Origin of the sequence: Paenibacillus etheri, assembly GCF_001012825.1 — a bacterium.
Taxonomy (GTDB): Bacteria; Bacillota; Bacilli; order Paenibacillales; family Paenibacillaceae; genus Paenibacillus_AQ; species Paenibacillus_AQ etheri.
The window spans coordinates 68,557-84,350 of record NZ_LCZJ02000054.1; the positions used below are offsets into that span (position 1 = coordinate 68,557).

Sequence of the window (15,794 nt, forward strand, 5' to 3'; positions counted from 1 at the left end):
TATATATATATATATATTGGTATGATACCATGATCCGCTTATCTTTACAATTCATTTGTTAGTTACTATACTTATGAAATCTAAATAAAGTACTATTTAAAATAAAATTCAAAATACCTGACGCGGACTACGCTTCGCTTTAGTCCTTGTCGCGATTCGAACGCTTCGCTTATCAAATCGCAATATCGTTGCTTCGAGTGATTGTTACATACTAAAACTATCTATTTATATAAGTGGGGAAATAAAATGTTACTTTTAAGACGTTGCACAACGAAATTGTGAGATGGAAAAAAAAGTATTTTTTCTCCCCCAATGTTTTTTACACAAGAAAAAGAATTATCTATACTTCTATCTATTCTTTTTCTTTAAGGAAATCATTTTGAAACCCTTATAAACACTGGCTTTTTACTAAGTGCTTAGGCACTCTGATTGCCTATTATAAGTGCCAGTCATTTGGTGACTGGTTAACGATCGCTTTCATTGGAGCTTCTTCAAAATTCTCACTAGTTAAATATCTTTTTAATAACCCACGCATTCTACTGCTAGGTATATAGATACTTATTGGCTTGTTTTCACGAATTCGACTTCTCCAAATCCATTGTATTAGTTCTGATAGCGCCCAAGCGTCTGTATCCACTGTAATACCCATTTTATTAAAGAAACCCACTTCTATCGGTCTCATATACCTGTTTGCTAAATACGCAAGATTGTATTTCTCTATATGTTTATTAGTCGCTCTTGACGTAACTGAAATATAAGAATCTGCATATGACTTTGGGGCAACAAGTTTCTTGATTTTTTCTTTACCGCCACCCTTATACGTTGTCCAAAGCGCATTGTCGTTATTTGCCTTTTTCTTATTTGTGAGATAATTGTAAGCATTGTTCCTCAATCTATCACAATCTTTTTTATTCTTAGCATTTCCGAACCAACTATACGACAAGGCACTGTTTTTATCTCCTATATCGTTTAAGTTACCTTCATATATTTCTATATTATCAGCCAATAAGGTCTTATTTAATTTTGTTCTATTTTCATATGGTACAAGCTCATACACTCCACTAGAGAATACGACTGATAAGTATTTATATTGTAATTGGTATAAATCAAAATAATATCTTTGAAGTTGACCCTTAAAGAGATATGTTAGTATATAAACTTCTTGAAACAAGCTGAAAATTTCTACAGGAAAAGACCATATTAAGGCAGATTTTTGATAATGTAGTAAAGAATTAGAAAGAGCCATCCTTTTTATATCATTAAATCTACTATCATGATTTATCTGTTCATGCCACTGAATGTATTCGATCCCATTCTCTCTCTTGTCATAACTAATAGCACCAGCCTTCTCTAATAGCTCCAAGTCATTTTTCTTCAATTCTACTTGTTTAATTACATTCAAAACCTCGTCAAGTATGAGAATATATTTATTACTTACAAGTAGTTCTCTTGTCTGCTCATCTGCTCTCATAAACAGATTGTGTGTAGTACAAATATCTTTTCCCTCACCAAGTAATCTGTGTAAATCATCTAGTTTAGTGTCGCCACCTTTATCATGTGGTGCATAGAAAGTTCTAGTTGTTACTAATTCTTTTACTCTAGTAACCTCATTAAGAAATGGGGTCACATATATGAATCTGTACTCTTCCAGAGGAACAGAGTTCATGTACTGAATAGCCCAAGAAGTCTTACCATACCCACAAGGGGCATCGATAACATTTACTGTTGTCATTCTACATCTCTCCTTTAGCGAACTGTTTCAAATTAGTTTTCAGGCTATCTGAGATCACATATGACTCATTGTGTAGCCATCTGGATAAATGCTCTCTCGATACTCCTACACTATTAGCTATGAAAGTGATTGGCGTTCCAAACCTTTTCTGTAAACTAAACAGTGCCTCGCGTAATTGTTTATCATTCATTCTCATCATCTCTCCTTCGTGAATTAATGAACCTGTGATGTAATCAACAAAAATAAACCCTCCGAGTATCTCTCGGAGGGTGGTTCACTTCATATAGTGATAAGTAGGAAGTTAGTTCTACTAATTTGGCAGAATGTACGCATTTAGAATATTTTCAAAGTGTTTAAAAGTCTTTTAATGCCTTTTAAATTCTTTTAAAGTTCCACACCCGAAACCAATAAACTAATAGTCGCATCTTTAAAAGTGTTTAAACAGCCTTTAAACTCTTTAAAAGCTTTTAAAGGTGGTTTGAAATACTCTTTAAGACACCTACCAGAGCCATCAGATAAGAACCTCAGACGATCCTTCTGATAATGACAATGACAATTAAGAGCAGCCAGTACCTCTCGTATCGTGAAAATTCAAATAAGGGTTTCTGCGGGTATGTGTATAGCCGATTAACTCTCACCTAAACGTTTTTCCAACTCAAAACCACCCCCGTCCCTGAATAAATAGAACTGACATCCCCCCTATATAGTTATGGAGTACTATCTTAAAATCACACGCTAGAGTAAAATTTCAGGGCTAAATATAGCAATAATGTGAATTTGGTCTGGTATGAGGTATTCAAAATCGAGAAAAAAATGATAGAGAGGAGAGGAATCTGACGATTCATCCTCTCCTTTCTAGATTATTATTCTGTCTTTACATATCACAACTTCTTTAGTCTTTTCTTTTCAGGTATCAATTTATGAATTGGACTAGCTAAACCATGCTCTTTTTTTAAATCATTGTTAGTCAATGCTACGTAACGTTTAGTCATCGTGAGGTCTGAATGACCAAGTGTCTTCTGTAATATAAGAGCGTTAGCACCATTTCGAATATACTCTAAAGCGAAAGTATGTCTAAGATCGTATGGACGTATATGCACTCCCAGCTCTTTGCTGTAGCGTTCCAGTCTGTCTCCCCATGTATGACGATTGAGAGCTTTACCTTCAAGCGTACAGAAGATTGGAGCATTTACGTTCCATGCGTCAGGTCTAACATGTATCAGTTGTTGGATGGCTTTGATGGTTGGTATTGAGATAGGTAGCGTTCTAGAGACTCTTGTTTTTGCTTTTTCAGAGGTAATATAGATTTCTTGCGAGTGAGCGTTAAAGTCTGGAATCGTGAGCGCCAATGCTTCTTTGGGTCTGATACCAGTATCCAAGGTCAAGAGGATCAGAGCGAAATCCCGCAATCCAACAAAAGTATCTTTATTGGGAATCGTCAGCAACTTCATTAATATGTCCTGATCTATATTAACAACTCGCCCTTCATCCTTACGTTTTTTGAGGGATTTAACAGGATTAGTGTCGATCAGCTCTTGTTCTACACACCAATTCAGAAAAGTCCGCAAGTAGACCAGACGATTGTTATAGGTGCATGGCTTGATGTTTTCTTGCCCTAGATATTCAAACAGGTTGATTTTAAGATAATCCAATGTCTCAAATGAGTTGCTGTACCTCTTAAAGAAAAGCCGTACATGTTGATCATAATCCTTCCGAGTTTGTTCGCTGACTCCCTGTGCTTTCTTCCAGAACAAAAATTGTGTCAACGCTTCTGTCCAAACCACTGCTTTGTTGTTCTTAATTTGGGTAATTCTAACCATAATAAAAACTCCCTCCCAGAACTTGTGATTAGACAAGCACTGAAAAGGAGTATTATCGTCGTGGTTCTGTGCGTTGGAATATGATTCCTAGACACACAGAACCTTTAGCTTTTGACGGAAGCTTTTTTCAAGGGTTAAAGTCGTAAACCCTTATAAATCAAGGATGCCGAGGACGGGGGTCGAACCCGTACGGTACTCACGTACCGCAGGATTTTAAGTCCTGTGCGTCTGCCTGTTCCGCCACCCCGGCATATTATGTGTTGAAGCTTCATACGATGTTTACGTATAACGCGACAAGAAATATAATATCATGAATTTCGATAACACGCAATCCCTTTTTGAAAAATTATTTATCACACACAAATATAAACGTCTTTGGCGTCCTTATATGGACGGTACTCGTTTATGCGAGAAATACAAGACATAAAGTATGGTGTGAAACTTATACTTTCTTATATTTTTAAAAATAACCCGTACCAGCGTATGCCGACACGGGTTATTAGACATGTCGATTATCTGCGTTCGTCGCTTCGGCTTCTCATTCCGACGAGGCCCAAGAGTCCTAACAATCCGAGCCAGCCCCAGTTAGATCCTCTGTTGGTAGTCCCATTCGTAGTTGTGCTGGTTGCTCGATACTTACCGTCCGTTGTAGTGTTAGATAGTGGAGATACTGTATTCCTATTGTAGTTATCCCGTGTGTTGTTACCGTCATTGTAGTTATTGGTGTTGTAAGTGTTAGGTCTGTAATTTTCCCCTGTGCGGATCTTATCTCTCATAATGCTCTCATTCTGATTCATCGTTCCCGTGGTGCCGTTCATTAGATTGCCATCCGTATTCATCATCCGAGTGTTATTCACAGTACCATCCATGCCTGTATTCGCGTTTGGGATACCGCCTAAAGCGGCTGACCCGATGGCATTAGATGCATAGCTAGCTCCCATTATACTCATTGATAGTACAGTACCGCATGCAAGGCTTGTTATCAGCTTGTTCACAGTGTTATGCCTCCCTTTATGGTTAGTTATCACTGATAATTTCCCCTTGGATGGCACAGTCTATACATGAATAGATCTACTCTTTTACTACATTCACCGTCTTACTCGCCGCATCATACGTAACCTTTGCTCCAAGCGCCTCAGCCACAGCCCGCACGGGTACGTATGTTACGCCGGCATCAAGAACGCCTTCAGTAAGTTTGTTGCCATTTAAGGTTATCGTTACTTTAACATCTTTATTCACCTCTTCATCCTCCCCGGTAATCCTTTTTAAAGCTTCATTGACCTGATCCGTCGTAGGACGTTTACCTGCCCGAAGTTGATTTGTAGTTAAGCCGAAGGTCATTTGCAGATGGGAATTATCTTTAAAAGACGTCCAGTCTCCTCCCCATTCAAGCCCCAACTGTTTCCCCACCTGTACAACCTCTTGCCAGTCCGCTATTTTATCCTTATCACCATCACGATTCATATCCCAGGAAAGACTTTTTCCATCCGGCAGCAAAAGCGCAAAGTCAAACGCAAGGCCATAATTGTGATAGCTGGTTCCTCCTTTGGCATTGGTAACTATAGGTCCCGGTTTACTTCTCCCTTGCGCATACAAGGCATTTTGTTCGGCAATTGACCGCAATCCCTGAGTAATAACGATCGGCACTCCTTTGGCATAGCTTTGCTGAATCAAAGCCTTCGCCCCTGCTGCCAAAACAGGATGAAGCCCGACAAGCCTCGCCGCCGATTTATCCTTCACTTGATCTAAAGTCAGCATAGAATCACCCCTTAGTATAATCAATGATCCCGCTTCCCCATTCGCTTGTACTAATACCCCTGCTTGCCTCCGCATACAAGCATAAACGTCTTCGGCGTCCATATATGGAAGGACGATAAGCGTTTAAGCGAGAAATATAAGTCATAAAGGATAGGTGCATAACTTATACTTTCTTATATTTTTAAAAAAGACCCCGGTATCCCCGAGATCTAACCTGAAAAGTACCCATTCACGGCTTCTCCACCTTGGATCAATTCCACAAAAAAAGGGCAAAATATTCGCGAAAGGTGGGAACACATATGGACATTCATAGCGATAGCTATAAAGTTGCTGCACTGAGCGAGCAGGATGAAGCACTCGAAATTATTCGGAATGCCGAAGCTTCTATTGCACATCTGACCGGCAACCCAACCGTGACCCTAATTGCTTATGAAAAAAGTGAAGGCAGCGGTTCTCAGCATTAGACGATGTAAACCTCAACGAGGTCATCTACATTGATCCACTTCCATTCCTCCGCCCACTGCAGCTTAAACTCACGCGAGTGGGTGTGAATGGAAGTCACAAAACCACTGATTGTCGTATTCTCAAAGGGATCAAACAGCACAACAGTCACGCGGACGTGACTCCGTAACGATAAAGCTAGTGTACATTCGATCTCCTCTAGCTTCTGCTCATCCAAAATGGGCTTGATGCGGCGTAGCGTCTCCCGTTCATCCCTAATAATTCTTACCTTGTGCTCCGGTAGCATCATGCGACTGCTTTCCCACAATCCGTTTTTCTCCAGCTTTTTGCCCATGGTAACCCCTCCCTAATTTCTATACTATTCCTATATGTACGAACATATGTTTGTATTATATCCACACCTTCGCTGAATAATCAATAATCAGGAAAAAGATACCTCTTTTAAATCCTCCTCTTTATCTAAAAGTTGTATAATAGTGTATATCTATATATCAAAAAGACGCTGACAGTTGAACTGTACAGCGTCTAAATTCCGATCTATTCTTGAGCTTTCTCTGATTCAGCGGTGGACTGCCCATCAGCATCGATGAGTCCTGTTGCTTCTCTTGCTTCATTAAGCTTGGAAATGCCGTATAGCATTGCGACGTCAGCGTTCTGATTCAATTCCTCGAACTTCTCAGCAGTGACCTCTGCGGAATCAGCACCTTGAGAGGCTTGTTCTTTTAGAGAATAAGCACTTTTAAAAGCGATTTTGGACTCATCAAGCAGCTTACGAATGTCTTCGGGCAAGCTAGAGGAAATCTTAACCTTCTCTGCCTGATTGGATAGGTCTGCTGCGGTCTTCTGGAATTCGTTAATCTTCTTCTCTAGCTGCCTGTCCGAAAGTTCTCCTGCTGAATAAGCAGCAATAGCTTCGTTGAACTCCGCTAAAGATGATTTTCCTAATTCATCAAGTTTTGACATTTCATTGTAGAAGTTTTGTACAGTTTCCTGCACTTCTTCTTCCGAGGCAGGTGCAGATGAAGTTGAATTATTATTGCTGCAGGCGCTAAGTATGACAGTCAGCATTAGCGTTCCTATTAGTAACACTTTTTTCATTATTTATCCCTCCACTTAACAGAATAATGTCGGTTTGTGTAAAGCGCAAATGAAATTTATGTAAAATGACTATTATGTTATAATTATTTCAATTGTAATCAGGGAAGGAGAGTATTTATGCCTTATTGCACAACCTGCGGATCAGAATATAAGCAGGGCGCTAAATTTTGTGGAGAATGCGGATCTAGCATTGACGGCACCGCTCCAGTGACCGGACGCCGTCCATCAGCAAATCAAAATGCTACTCAAGAAGTCGTTCTCTGGAAAGGCAACCAGCCAGTATCTCTGATCGCCTCAAGGGAATCGTACGCCTAAACACGACTACGTACACCATTACAAGCCAGCGCATTATGGTAAAGACCGGACTTATCGGTAAAAATGTCGAAGAGATCGAATTACTGCGTGTACGCGATTTATCCGTAGCACAATCTATCATGGACCGGATGCTTGGCATCGGTACATTAACTGTATTTTCTGATGATGCCTCAGCGCCTCAGCTTCTTTTTCGAAAAATCCATAACGCCCAAACCGTCAAAGATGTTCTGCGCAAAGCCGTTCGTGACGAGAAGATCGCCAACAACATTAGCTACCGCGAACAAATCTAAGACGGTTTTCACGTTAAAAAAAGCCCCGAAATCCGGGGCTTTTTTTGCTTATATTCCAACGCTCGAATCCGTTCAGATATCGTCTTATGGAAGATAGAACGCTCCTGCTGGAATAACCCCCTTTGGCTGGCTAGGACTTTCCCACTGCAATACAATTCGCGCGTCACCCTCATTCTCATAATACTCCACCTTTACTTCATGCAGCTTGCCGGCAATCAGATTCACACTACCCTTCCGCTCCTGTCCGCTCTGATTCACCCAACTGTCAATAATCAGCCCTCCATCAATCCACACTCGCACCCCGTCATCAGAGGAAGAGTAAATGGTATAGGTCTCACTATAGGCTGCAGTCAGTTTTCCACTCCACCGTACAGAGAAAGCGTCGGCGCGAATGGCTGGGTCGGGCGATCCCTGTTTCCACGAAAATTGGATGTTGGCATCGGTTCGTGTCAGCGCAGGAGCACCACTAAGGGTCATATTATTGTAATATTGCCCCCATAGTCCACTTCGCAGCACACAATCCCCCTTAGCAGCCACAATTGCCGCCTCAGCAGCATACTCCTCCCGCGTGTATACAAAACCGTCGTTCATAAAAGCTCTAATCACCGCATCGGTGTTTTTCTCATAAAGAAGCTTGCCCCAGGTCATCTGATAAGACCATTTAGGCTGTGATTTAGACAGTAGTGCAGGGGACGGAAGCTCACCATTTTCTCCAATCGCAATCAGCTTCCCACGGCCAAGATCCCATAGACTATCATAGTGACTTCCCTTAAAATCCCCATCATAGATGTCTAGTGCCAGCACATCTACTTTGTCGCCGCTCGGATAGTATTCCGCAGGGTCATCACACCACTGATTTTTTGCATTCGGACTCCATACCCACAATAAATTATGCAGCTTATGATAGCTGGTAAAGCGGTCAAACATAAGGTTCCACAGTCCCACGTAGTTGATCTTCTTCCCCCACCAGAACCATCCACCATTCATTTCATGATACGGCCGCCAGAGTACAGGAACGCCTGCGTCACTAAGCTTTTTCAAAGACAGGGCTATCTTATCCAGATCAACGATCAGTGCGTTGTACTGAGTGGTACCAGGGGTTATATATTTGTCAAAATCAGCGTTGCTTATGCTTGTAGTTACATTAGTCCAAGCAGGCGCTGTCCCTGGCAGCTGAGCGTGATAACTAATCGTTACGATTCCACCGGAATTATACCAGCGAATAGCGCTGTTAACGACCCAATCCCGCTGATTCTCTATAAGCACCGCCGTCTGATTATTAATTGCGCCCAGCTCATACCCGTGAAGGGCGGCGTATTGTCCGCTAGTATTTTTCAGCTTGCCATTGAACTCATCCGCGCTCTCCAAATAATCATGCTGTCCGCTAATTAATCCTTTTCCTTGCAGATAATAAAGGGTATTCAATAATTTCTGAGCAGACGGTACCGTTTCCGAATCCGCCGAAGCCATTTGTAATTTACGATATGCTATTTGCCACTGAACATCGCTCACATACCTCGATGCCGAATCAACCATATTTCGAAGGTTGCGCTGTTCCATCCACTCTCACATCCTTTTAATCTTTTTAAGTTATAGTATGGGGGTAATAGTGACATGAACTCAGCGAATGGACATGAAGTTGTAAATTAATTTAGGACAGTGTAAGGAACTGATAAATAAATTCACGGCTCAACAAAAAAAGGAGCCCGGCGGCTCCTGACTCTCTCTTAAAATTACCTCGTATATCTCAGCGGTAGTAATTCGCTAATATCATATTTGGCTAACCGGCCATCCTCGGATACAATAACCTTGCAGTCCTTCCCGTAGTCAGCAATTAACTCACGGCACATACCACAGGGAGATACTACTTTAATCTCTCTTTCCTCACTATCCGGATCAGAATGCCTTACCGCAACTATCGTATCAAATTCCTTGTAACCTTCGGATATCGCTTTTCCAATCACCATCGCTTCTGCACAGACTGTAATTCGCCCCATGCTAGCTTCTACATGTACCGCTGTAAAAATCTCACCCGTCTTAGTACGTAGCGCCGCCCCTACATGGTGTCTTTCCCATTCGTAACGTCTAGTAATAATATCTTCAGCAGAGGCTATAAGTGTCTGATCCTCAATCGTAATCAAATACTCCATATCCAATTCCGTCCTCCTCTTATTTTTCCTAAGTATATTAAATCGCACTGCCTTATGATATAAGCTATACTATTTTAAGTTCCAAAAAAGGAGGAGCAGATTTGAAAATACAGAAATTACTCACCAGTCTCATCATTGTTGTGTTACTTGCTTTGGGCGGTTACTGGTATGAACAGAACGGAGACCCGGCAGCCCCCACGTCTACATCCGATTCAGAAGTTGTTCAGTTGATCTTCCCATCAGATCGTTATCCTGAGACCGCCAAGCACATTCAGGACGCGATTGCCAAAGGGGAATCCGCCACTTGCACTATTAACCGTGAACAGGCTGAAGAGAACCGTAAAGAATCCTTAAAAGGGATCCCAACCAAAAAAGGCTACGACCGCGATGAATGGCCCATGGCCATGTGTGATGAAGGCGGCGAAGGGGCCAACATTGAATACATAACGCCAAAAGATAACCGAGGCGCAGGAAGCTGGGTTGGCAATCAGCTAGAAGAGTATGCGAATGGAACCCGCGTAGAATTTATGTTCAAATAATAACTCCGGCTGATAAATGAGGCCTATGCTTCAAAAGAATAGCCCCATCCGGCGTACGCCGGATGGGGCTACAATGTGCATCAGCTAGCTTAGAATAAGCAAGCTTTAGTGATGATAACCAGCAAGATGAAGAGTACCAGAATAGCTCCTGTTGAAGTAAAAGGACTACACACCGGACCTACATTTGCTGGGCTTACTACAGGACCTACGTTACAACCACAATGTTCCATTCCCATAATTAATTCCTCCTAATGATTAATGACTACAGCACAAGATATGTAAAAAGGAGATAAGCCGTTTGGGCGAACTGGCAAACAAATGCTATTCACCTAATGAATTAGGTAGGCACTGTCGATAAACAGGATATACACGAAGGAGGTGCAATATGGATATAGCCGCATTATCAATGGCAATGAGCCAGGCATCCTTAGCTCAAAATGTGGGGATACAGGTCATGAGTATTGCCAAAAATCAGGCTGAAACCCAGAGTCAAATGATGGTGGAAATGCTGGGTAAAAGCGTTGCTCCGAATTTAGGAAAAACACTTGATATTAGTGTTTAATTGCTTTATGCTAAGGACACACGAGAACACTCGTTCTTATGTGTCCTTATGTTTTTTACTTTACATAGCCTTCGGGCTTTTCTTTTGCTCATTTATGCGAACATACGATCCTATAACTGATTCTGAATGAGGTGAATGATATGAATAACATGAAATCCTATTATCAAATGACTGCGCTGGAGAAGTGGACAGAAGATTTATACAAGCGTCTGAACCTTAATCAGCCTTCGCAAATTTCGATTGCTTATATTGCAGAGCGACTTAATATTTGGGTTCATTATTTGGATGTAAGAAGCAAGAGCATCGAAGCATCAGCGGGGATGTATAGCATGTTTATCGACAACCGTCTTCCAGCCAGTCTTCAACGGCTAGAGTTTCTCCATGAGCTCTGTCACCTGCTCCGCCATGGTACTAATCAAATATTGATGCCAGAACATTTTACGCGGGCACAAGAGGATGAATCCGAGCGTTTTATTCTTTATGCAGCTATGCCCTACTCCATGATCTCCCGCATGACATTGCCTGAACAACGGGAAGAAGCCATCACCTACCTTGCAGCAGAATTCCAAGTCCCAAGCGAGCTGGCTTTACAGCGGATTGATCAAATTCAAAGACGTGTTTTTCAGGGGCAATTATTGGCCGTGATGGGAAGAAACGAAGAGCGATTAACACATATTCAATAATAACTGCGGAGATAATAAGGGAAGTCGCAATGAAGACCAATATGGTGGAATTTCTCGCAAGGGGGAACGATATGGAAGCCATTAAATTAATTGAATTATTGATGACTCATCCAGATTATAACGTAGATGCAGTACACCCCGAAATTCCGGATTTTGTTGGGATTGAGTCGATTGAAGTGGATCATGAAACGGGGACCTTCTCCATTTTATTGCAAGAACCCAAAGACTAAAGAACATGTGCAAGTTCATAATAAAAAGGCAGCAAGTATAGTATACCCCGGCAATTCTTTGCCTACGCGGGTTAACCTATCATTAAAATCGCTGCCTTTTTTTGTAATAGTAAGCCTGTTATGCGGATACAAACTGAATCACACCAATAAGAGTTAGAATGAGGAATATGCCCACAATCCCCCAAATAATAAACCATAAGATTCTCAGACCTGGTAGCTTCGGATTAGCATGATTCTCCAATGCCTTAATTCGCCGCTCCAACTCCTGTATTCTCTCTTCTTGCTGCGTCATCTTCTTTCCTCCCTTCTAATGTGTAGATCACAAGATACAATAGAAATGACATACCAGTCACAATATATTATCTTATAATATATACATTTTATCTAAATGGAGGGAATTAATGAAGAAAAGAACAAAAATAATTCTTGTTATTCTCATTATTGTATATGGAGCCGCTTCCTTAGCGCTTCACTCCTTCCGAAATCAAATGAACAATGAGGTTATTCATTATTTGGTAGATACGAGAGACTATAAGAATGCAGATCTTTATAAAATCTATACCCAGATTGGTAAGGCCCCCGTCGTAAGTACAACGGTGATTTTTGCTGATGAACCTAACGCAAGATACTTTTATCGAAAAGAAAAGAAACGGATTTATCAATATAGCATGGCATCTGTAAAAGGTACTGATCCTAACTATACATTTAAACATATTGAGGAGAGTCTCCTATAAAGAGAGAACTTCTACTACTATAAAAAACGCGATTGTCTCAGCAGCCTTAATCATGGCTGCTGGGGCAATCGCGCTTTTTTTAGATTCTAACCCTTAATCTAGACGCTAACAAATTTTCTCAGGAACATAATGTGACCAAATGCCGTCCTAAATGGTGTTATAGGTAAAGGGGGCATAGAATCATGCAGCGATCCATGACCCGGCCGGGAAATCATGTGATAAAGAGTTACGAAATCTACGCGGATATGCTGTTCCGGATTGCCTTGGTCCATTTAGGCAGCCGCCAAGATGCCGAAGAAGCCACTCAGGATACCTTCATCAAGCTAATAGAAAAAGCGCCAAGGTTCAAAGACGCTGAACATCAGAAGGCATGGTTGATCCGGGTGATTACCAATCACTGTAAAACACTACTGGGTAGAGGCTGGCGTAAGCGCGAGGTTAAGCTGGAAAGTGCTGAGCCAATTGTGGCAGACACCCCCGAGGATTTGGCTCTACTGCAGTTAGTTATGGCGATGCCCATGAAGTATAAAACCGTAATCCATCTTTATTATTACGAGGACTATCCCATCCAGGAAATCAGTAAGATTCTGCAGATTAGTCAGTCTGCCGTGAAGATGAGACTTCAGCGGGGACGGCAACTGTTAAAACTGGAGCTGGAAGGAGTGGAATCACAATGAAAGAAGATCAGTTTCGAACATTATACAAGAAAGCGGTGGATTCTATGAAACCAGGTGAAGAGATGAAAAAAGAATTGATCGACAAACTGGAGCAACAGCAGGAGCGGAAACGTCCACGCAAGACGGTTTATATCGCGGCAAGTATCGTCCTCGCCGCCGGGATCGGCTTGGCCGCTCCTAATATATGGAAGCAGTTAAACGGCCAGAGTACTCAGGGGCAAGTTGCCCAGGTAACTCCAGGCACAAGTGAAACGGGTAATCCTGGCACAAATGCGCCTGGAAGCATTGTCATTCCCAAGCTAGAACTGCCGGATACCAAGTCTGGCGGTATGGCAGATATGCTCGCTCTAGTCGTATATAAAGATAACATTTATACACAGTCTGCGACTCGAATCAACGCAGCCGATGCTGCCGCTCTGCGCGGTGACAAGCTGGGACGTACTACAGGTGGCATCGATGAATGGAGCGGTAAAGACAAGTATATTGAGTTAGCCTCCAACATCGGTGAGACGGATATCTATTCCGTGAAGGGATATGATTCCGATTTCCTGATTATGTCCTATTCGGAAATCAACGGCGAGGTATTCGCCGAACTGTATGAGCATACGAACGGTATCACCGTAAACAGCGGCGCCGATCTATTTGGCAAGCTAAATCTTGAAGGTCGAATTACTTCTGCACAATGGGAAAGCTTTGATAGTTGGAACAACGGGCAGCAGCAGTACTCACCGCTCGCTGGTGGCGAGACGCTTAACGGCTTCCTGTCGGCACTCCAAGCAGCTAAACCGCTGGCAGCAGAGCCGCTGATCGAGCAAGGTATCTACGACAGCGAAGACCGCAAGGTTCTCTATCTCCAGCTGGAAGACAACGCCCGAGTAGAACTGACGCTGTTTGGTCAAGGGCTTGTACGTTACGGTCAGGCACCGGTATTTTTCGAAGTCGAATCCGGGGCATTCCAGCAGCTGTGGGATAGTATGAAACTATAGGAATGCTGGTCGAAAACCGAGAGTACAGCGATTGCGACAACGATTGGGACCACTTTTCGGACGCTATACCCATTAGAGAAGTCTAGCTGGATACAAAATCGGGCGCTGCTTCAAAACCATTTCATGGCTTTGCGACAGCGCCCTTTTTGTGTTGGCAGTATGGTTTGCATTGCAATGCCAGAATATCTGATTCTAAATAAAAATCCATATATCGCCAAAAGTTTTTGTGTAGTAGAATGATTTTGTCGATTAATATATATGTTTAAGAAGGAGTCTACTCTTGGAATTGTAAATTTGCAAACTGGTTTTTTAAAAACAATCACAATAGACAAAAACACTATAGAGGATTATGAGATAATGGACGAAACTCATTCCAAAAGTGCTGTGAGTGCTGTGGGAAGAGGATTAGTGGGAGGATTTCTACTCGGACCGGTTGGTTTGCTCGCTGGCCTTTCAGCTAAGAGCAAAGGAGTTCATATTTGCAGTTCAGTTCAAGGATGGAAAGAAGAGTTTAATAGAGATAGACGAAAAAATTTACAAAGCTTTTTTGAAGAGTTGTTTTTAGAGAAAGTACATAGTGTAAAAGAGCCGTTGTAGGTTAATCCTATAATGGTTCTTTACATGTTCAATATTGCTATGATAACGGGACTCAAAAAAGGAACGCCCACCATGGACGCTCCTTGAATTTCTTATTCGTCTACAACATTCCAGCTAATTACGCATTTACACTTTCTGATTTACGATCCTGTCTTGCGTGTAATGTTTTCATCGCAAACCTTGCTATCGGCTGCACCACCAACAGTTCAATCCAAGAAAAAGTATGTATTTCTGTATTGAAAATCTTCATTGTTCATCAGTATAATAGCTCCTTGTTCTCCGAACTATCTATTTCTTCGCAACCCATCGTTTTTCAACTTTGAAGTCCTTCTTAATTACTTTATTATCCCATGACTGCAGTATAATCCTGGGCTCTGACTCAAGGATATCCTTTGCTTTATCAATCTGCCCTGACTTGAATAAGTTTATAATTTCTATAAGGTCACTTCTACTATGTAATCTTACAGCGTTATAACTAGCAAGCTCTTCACACGCTGAGGTATATTGATTTGAGGATATTACCATGGACTTTTTTGCCCTGTAATATCTCATGGAACTATAGATCTCTTGAACAGCTCCTAACCCTACTGGATAAGAATAACACTTTGCCTGAACGACATTTCGAACCCCCTCCCCGTCTGTAAACACTAAGTCAGATCCAAAATCTCTGCCTCCTCTCGTTTTATATGCATCACTATAACCCATGGCCAAAAATAAACGATACAGATATTCTACAAAGCCAGTTCCGTCTTCCATTCGGTCTATGTCCTGGATCGTAATCTTAAGTGGATCAATTACTATACTTTGGGGAGGGTAACTCTTCTTTCTTGATAAAACTTTGAATACAAAAACAGCAGTAACGATAACAAGAATAACCAATAAAATTATCATTTTTGTCAACCAGCAACCCCCATTAATATAAGAACCTCGCCAATGCCGGCGAGGTTCTTCCAAATTGCAATGCCATTACTTCCAAACCCTATAACCTTAATATAAATTATTTGGAACATTATGTATATATCACTGGTAAGAAAAAGTCCTAGACTGCCGTTGGTTTATTGAACTCCCTCAGTACGATTCAGTTTTCTCATGAATGCTCGCTTATTCGCAGGATTTCACCCCTGTCAGATTTACCGAAGGATTGTTAGAGCAACCCGGTTG

General features: G+C 41.7%; 23 protein-coding genes and 1 tRNA gene. 11 read left to right on the plus strand and 13 right to left on the minus strand.

What is annotated here, in order from left to right; all coding sequences use genetic code 11:
- Window positions 1-436 precede the first annotated feature (436 nt).
- The 6 genes from UQ64_RS27475 to UQ64_RS27500 all read right to left on the minus strand — a co-directional run bounded on the left by UQ64_RS27475 (window position 437) and on the right by UQ64_RS27500 (window position 5,310).
- On the minus strand, window positions 437-1,732 hold the full coding sequence (locus UQ64_RS27475; RefSeq protein WP_060626641.1) for a DEAD/DEAH box helicase family protein: 1,296 nt from the start codon (window positions 1,730-1,732) through the stop codon (window positions 437-439).
- Between the two features lies 1 nt (window position 1,733).
- Window positions 1,734-1,922 carry a hypothetical protein gene (locus UQ64_RS27480; protein ID WP_060626642.1) on the minus strand — a complete coding sequence of 63 codons (189 nt, stop codon included), beginning with the start codon at window positions 1,920-1,922 and terminating at the stop codon, window positions 1,734-1,736.
- A 691-nt stretch (window positions 1,923-2,613) separates the two neighbouring features.
- The gene (locus tag UQ64_RS27485; RefSeq protein WP_060626643.1) at window positions 2,614-3,552 is read right to left on the minus strand and encodes a tyrosine-type recombinase/integrase; all 939 of its coding nucleotides are present in this window, start codon (window positions 3,550-3,552) and stop codon (window positions 2,614-2,616) included.
- 164 nt (window positions 3,553-3,716) lie between these two features.
- A tRNA-Leu gene (locus UQ64_RS27490) sits at window positions 3,717-3,802 on the minus strand.
- Window positions 3,803-4,064: 262 nt separating this feature from the next.
- Complete coding sequence (locus UQ64_RS32460) at window positions 4,065-4,547, minus strand: WGxxGxxG-CTERM domain-containing protein (RefSeq protein ID WP_060626644.1); 483 nt, start codon at window positions 4,545-4,547, stop codon at window positions 4,065-4,067.
- A 76-nt stretch (window positions 4,548-4,623) separates the two neighbouring features.
- On the minus strand, window positions 4,624-5,310 hold the full coding sequence (locus tag UQ64_RS27500; RefSeq protein ID WP_060626645.1) for a M15 family metallopeptidase: 687 nt from the start codon (window positions 5,308-5,310) through the stop codon (window positions 4,624-4,626).
- Window positions 5,311-5,609: 299 nt separating this feature from the next.
- Here UQ64_RS27500 and UQ64_RS31420 point away from each other — a divergent pair, with 299 nt between their 5' ends.
- Window positions 5,610-5,774 carry a hypothetical protein gene (locus UQ64_RS31420; RefSeq protein WP_167348532.1) on the plus strand — a complete coding sequence of 55 codons (165 nt, stop codon included), beginning with the start codon at window positions 5,610-5,612 and terminating at the stop codon, window positions 5,772-5,774.
- Here UQ64_RS31420 and UQ64_RS27505 read toward each other — a convergent pair.
- Both UQ64_RS27505 and UQ64_RS27510 read right to left on the minus strand, forming a co-directional pair.
- Window positions 5,771-6,106, minus strand: a complete 336-nt coding sequence (locus UQ64_RS27505; RefSeq protein WP_042130171.1) for a YolD-like family protein — start codon at window positions 6,104-6,106, stop codon at window positions 5,771-5,773. The genes UQ64_RS31420 and UQ64_RS27505 overlap by 4 nt on opposite strands.
- 203 nt (window positions 6,107-6,309) lie before the next feature.
- Complete coding sequence (locus UQ64_RS27510) at window positions 6,310-6,870, minus strand: hypothetical protein (RefSeq protein WP_060626646.1); 561 nt, start codon at window positions 6,868-6,870, stop codon at window positions 6,310-6,312.
- A gap of 117 nt (window positions 6,871-6,987) precedes the next feature.
- Between UQ64_RS27510 and UQ64_RS27515 the strand changes: the two genes are divergently transcribed.
- Both UQ64_RS27515 and UQ64_RS27520 read left to right on the plus strand, forming a co-directional pair.
- Window positions 6,988-7,185, plus strand: a complete 198-nt coding sequence (locus UQ64_RS27515) for a zinc-ribbon domain-containing protein (RefSeq protein WP_060626647.1) — start codon at window positions 6,988-6,990, stop codon at window positions 7,183-7,185.
- The gene (locus tag UQ64_RS27520) at window positions 7,173-7,475 is read left to right on the plus strand and encodes a PH domain-containing protein (RefSeq protein WP_280818266.1); all 303 of its coding nucleotides are present in this window, start codon (window positions 7,173-7,175) and stop codon (window positions 7,473-7,475) included. Before UQ64_RS27515 ends, UQ64_RS27520 begins: the two co-directional genes overlap by 13 nt.
- 84 nt (window positions 7,476-7,559) lie before the next feature.
- Here the strand turns inward: UQ64_RS27520 and UQ64_RS27525 are convergent, their stop codons facing one another.
- Both UQ64_RS27525 and UQ64_RS27530 read right to left on the minus strand, forming a co-directional pair.
- Window positions 7,560-9,035 carry a glycosyl hydrolase gene (locus UQ64_RS27525; protein ID WP_060626649.1) on the minus strand — a complete coding sequence of 492 codons (1,476 nt, stop codon included), beginning with the start codon at window positions 9,033-9,035 and terminating at the stop codon, window positions 7,560-7,562.
- A gap of 173 nt (window positions 9,036-9,208) precedes the next feature.
- The gene (locus UQ64_RS27530; protein WP_060626661.1) at window positions 9,209-9,625 is read right to left on the minus strand and encodes a cytidine deaminase; all 417 of its coding nucleotides are present in this window, start codon (window positions 9,623-9,625) and stop codon (window positions 9,209-9,211) included.
- A gap of 107 nt (window positions 9,626-9,732) precedes the next feature.
- Between UQ64_RS27530 and UQ64_RS27535 the strand changes: the two genes are divergently transcribed.
- Window positions 9,733-10,164: a NucA/NucB deoxyribonuclease domain-containing protein gene (locus UQ64_RS27535; protein WP_060626662.1), complete on the plus strand. Its 432-nt coding sequence runs from the start codon at window positions 9,733-9,735 to the stop codon at window positions 10,162-10,164.
- A gap of 89 nt (window positions 10,165-10,253) precedes the next feature.
- Here the strand turns inward: UQ64_RS27535 and UQ64_RS31140 are convergent, their stop codons facing one another.
- Entirely contained in the window at window positions 10,254-10,400 is a 147-nt protein-coding gene (locus UQ64_RS31140) for a hypothetical protein (RefSeq protein ID WP_156114850.1), read from the minus strand.
- A gap of 149 nt (window positions 10,401-10,549) precedes the next feature.
- Here UQ64_RS31140 and UQ64_RS30485 point away from each other — a divergent pair, with 149 nt between their 5' ends.
- The 3 genes from UQ64_RS30485 (at window position 10,550) to UQ64_RS31145 (ending at window position 11,639) form a co-directional block, all read left to right on the plus strand.
- On the plus strand, window positions 10,550-10,726 hold the full coding sequence (locus tag UQ64_RS30485) for a YjfB family protein (RefSeq protein ID WP_082651349.1): 177 nt from the start codon (window positions 10,550-10,552) through the stop codon (window positions 10,724-10,726).
- A gap of 140 nt (window positions 10,727-10,866) precedes the next feature.
- Complete coding sequence (locus tag UQ64_RS27540; RefSeq protein ID WP_245238277.1) at window positions 10,867-11,409, plus strand: ImmA/IrrE family metallo-endopeptidase; 543 nt, start codon at window positions 10,867-10,869, stop codon at window positions 11,407-11,409.
- 71 nt (window positions 11,410-11,480) lie between these two features.
- Window positions 11,481-11,639, plus strand: coding sequence for a hypothetical protein (locus UQ64_RS31145; RefSeq protein ID WP_156417698.1), 159 nt, complete (start codon window positions 11,481-11,483; stop codon window positions 11,637-11,639).
- A 118-nt stretch (window positions 11,640-11,757) separates the two neighbouring features.
- Here the strand turns inward: UQ64_RS31145 and UQ64_RS31150 are convergent, their stop codons facing one another.
- Complete coding sequence (locus tag UQ64_RS31150) at window positions 11,758-11,931, minus strand: hypothetical protein (protein ID WP_156417699.1); 174 nt, start codon at window positions 11,929-11,931, stop codon at window positions 11,758-11,760.
- Between the two features lie 109 nt (window positions 11,932-12,040).
- Between UQ64_RS31150 and UQ64_RS27545 the strand changes: the two genes are divergently transcribed.
- The 4 genes from UQ64_RS27545 to UQ64_RS27560 all read left to right on the plus strand — a co-directional run bounded on the left by UQ64_RS27545 (window position 12,041) and on the right by UQ64_RS27560 (window position 14,633).
- Window positions 12,041-12,373, plus strand: coding sequence for a hypothetical protein (locus UQ64_RS27545; RefSeq protein WP_060626650.1), 333 nt, complete (start codon window positions 12,041-12,043; stop codon window positions 12,371-12,373).
- Window positions 12,374-12,555: 182 nt separating this feature from the next.
- The gene (locus tag UQ64_RS27550) at window positions 12,556-13,050 is read left to right on the plus strand and encodes an RNA polymerase sigma factor (protein WP_060626651.1); all 495 of its coding nucleotides are present in this window, start codon (window positions 12,556-12,558) and stop codon (window positions 13,048-13,050) included.
- Window positions 13,047-14,036, plus strand: coding sequence for a hypothetical protein (locus UQ64_RS27555; RefSeq protein WP_060626652.1), 990 nt, complete (start codon window positions 13,047-13,049; stop codon window positions 14,034-14,036). The genes UQ64_RS27550 and UQ64_RS27555 overlap by 4 nt, the downstream gene beginning before the upstream one ends.
- A 258-nt stretch (window positions 14,037-14,294) precedes the next feature.
- Window positions 14,295-14,633 (plus strand): hypothetical protein, encoded by a 339-nt coding sequence (locus UQ64_RS27560; RefSeq protein WP_245238279.1) that lies wholly within the window; start codon window positions 14,295-14,297, stop codon window positions 14,631-14,633.
- A 288-nt stretch (window positions 14,634-14,921) separates the two neighbouring features.
- On the opposite strand, the gene UQ64_RS27565 is transcribed toward UQ64_RS27560, so the two are convergent.
- Window positions 14,922-15,533 carry a restriction endonuclease gene (locus tag UQ64_RS27565; protein ID WP_425339626.1) on the minus strand — a complete coding sequence of 204 codons (612 nt, stop codon included), beginning with the start codon at window positions 15,531-15,533 and terminating at the stop codon, window positions 14,922-14,924.
- Between the last annotated feature and the right edge of the window lie 261 nt (window positions 15,534-15,794).

Excerpts from the sequence above, each read along its gene's own strand:
- UQ64_RS27475 (WP_060626641.1), bottom strand. The coding sequence starts at position 1,732 with ATGACAACAGTAAATGTTATCGATGCCCCTTGTGGGTATGGTAAGACT.
- UQ64_RS27480 (WP_060626642.1), bottom strand. The coding sequence starts at position 1,922 with ATGAATGATAAACAATTACGCGAGGCACTGTTTAGTTTACAGAAAAGG.
- UQ64_RS27485 (WP_060626643.1), bottom strand. The coding sequence starts at position 3,552 with ATGGTTAGAATTACCCAAATTAAGAACAACAAAGCAGTGGTTTGGACA.
- UQ64_RS27500 (WP_060626645.1), bottom strand. The coding sequence starts at position 5,310 with ATGCTGACTTTAGATCAAGTGAAGGATAAATCGGCGGCGAGGCTTGTC.
- UQ64_RS31420 (WP_167348532.1), top strand. The coding sequence starts at position 5,610 with ATGGACATTCATAGCGATAGCTATAAAGTTGCTGCACTGAGCGAGCAG.
- UQ64_RS27505 (WP_042130171.1), bottom strand. The coding sequence starts at position 6,106 with ATGGGCAAAAAGCTGGAGAAAAACGGATTGTGGGAAAGCAGTCGCATG.
- UQ64_RS27510 (WP_060626646.1), bottom strand. The coding sequence starts at position 6,870 with ATGAAAAAAGTGTTACTAATAGGAACGCTAATGCTGACTGTCATACTT.
- UQ64_RS27515 (WP_060626647.1), top strand. The coding sequence starts at position 6,988 with ATGCCTTATTGCACAACCTGCGGATCAGAATATAAGCAGGGCGCTAAA.
- UQ64_RS27525 (WP_060626649.1), bottom strand. The coding sequence starts at position 9,035 with ATGGAACAGCGCAACCTTCGAAATATGGTTGATTCGGCATCGAGGTAT.
- UQ64_RS27530 (WP_060626661.1), bottom strand. The coding sequence starts at position 9,625 with ATGGAGTATTTGATTACGATTGAGGATCAGACACTTATAGCCTCTGCT.
- UQ64_RS31140 (WP_156114850.1), bottom strand. The coding sequence starts at position 10,400 with ATGGGAATGGAACATTGTGGTTGTAACGTAGGTCCTGTAGTAAGCCCA.
- UQ64_RS30485 (WP_082651349.1), top strand. The coding sequence starts at position 10,550 with ATGGATATAGCCGCATTATCAATGGCAATGAGCCAGGCATCCTTAGCT.
- UQ64_RS27540 (WP_245238277.1), top strand. The coding sequence starts at position 10,867 with ATGAATAACATGAAATCCTATTATCAAATGACTGCGCTGGAGAAGTGG.
- UQ64_RS31145 (WP_156417698.1), top strand. The coding sequence starts at position 11,481 with ATGGAAGCCATTAAATTAATTGAATTATTGATGACTCATCCAGATTAT.
- UQ64_RS31150 (WP_156417699.1), bottom strand. The coding sequence starts at position 11,931 with ATGACGCAGCAAGAAGAGAGAATACAGGAGTTGGAGCGGCGAATTAAG.
- UQ64_RS27545 (WP_060626650.1), top strand. The coding sequence starts at position 12,041 with ATGAAGAAAAGAACAAAAATAATTCTTGTTATTCTCATTATTGTATAT.
- UQ64_RS27550 (WP_060626651.1), top strand. The coding sequence starts at position 12,556 with ATGCAGCGATCCATGACCCGGCCGGGAAATCATGTGATAAAGAGTTAC.
- UQ64_RS27555 (WP_060626652.1), top strand. The coding sequence starts at position 13,047 with ATGAAAGAAGATCAGTTTCGAACATTATACAAGAAAGCGGTGGATTCT.
- UQ64_RS27560 (WP_245238279.1), top strand. The coding sequence starts at position 14,295 with ATGTTTAAGAAGGAGTCTACTCTTGGAATTGTAAATTTGCAAACTGGT.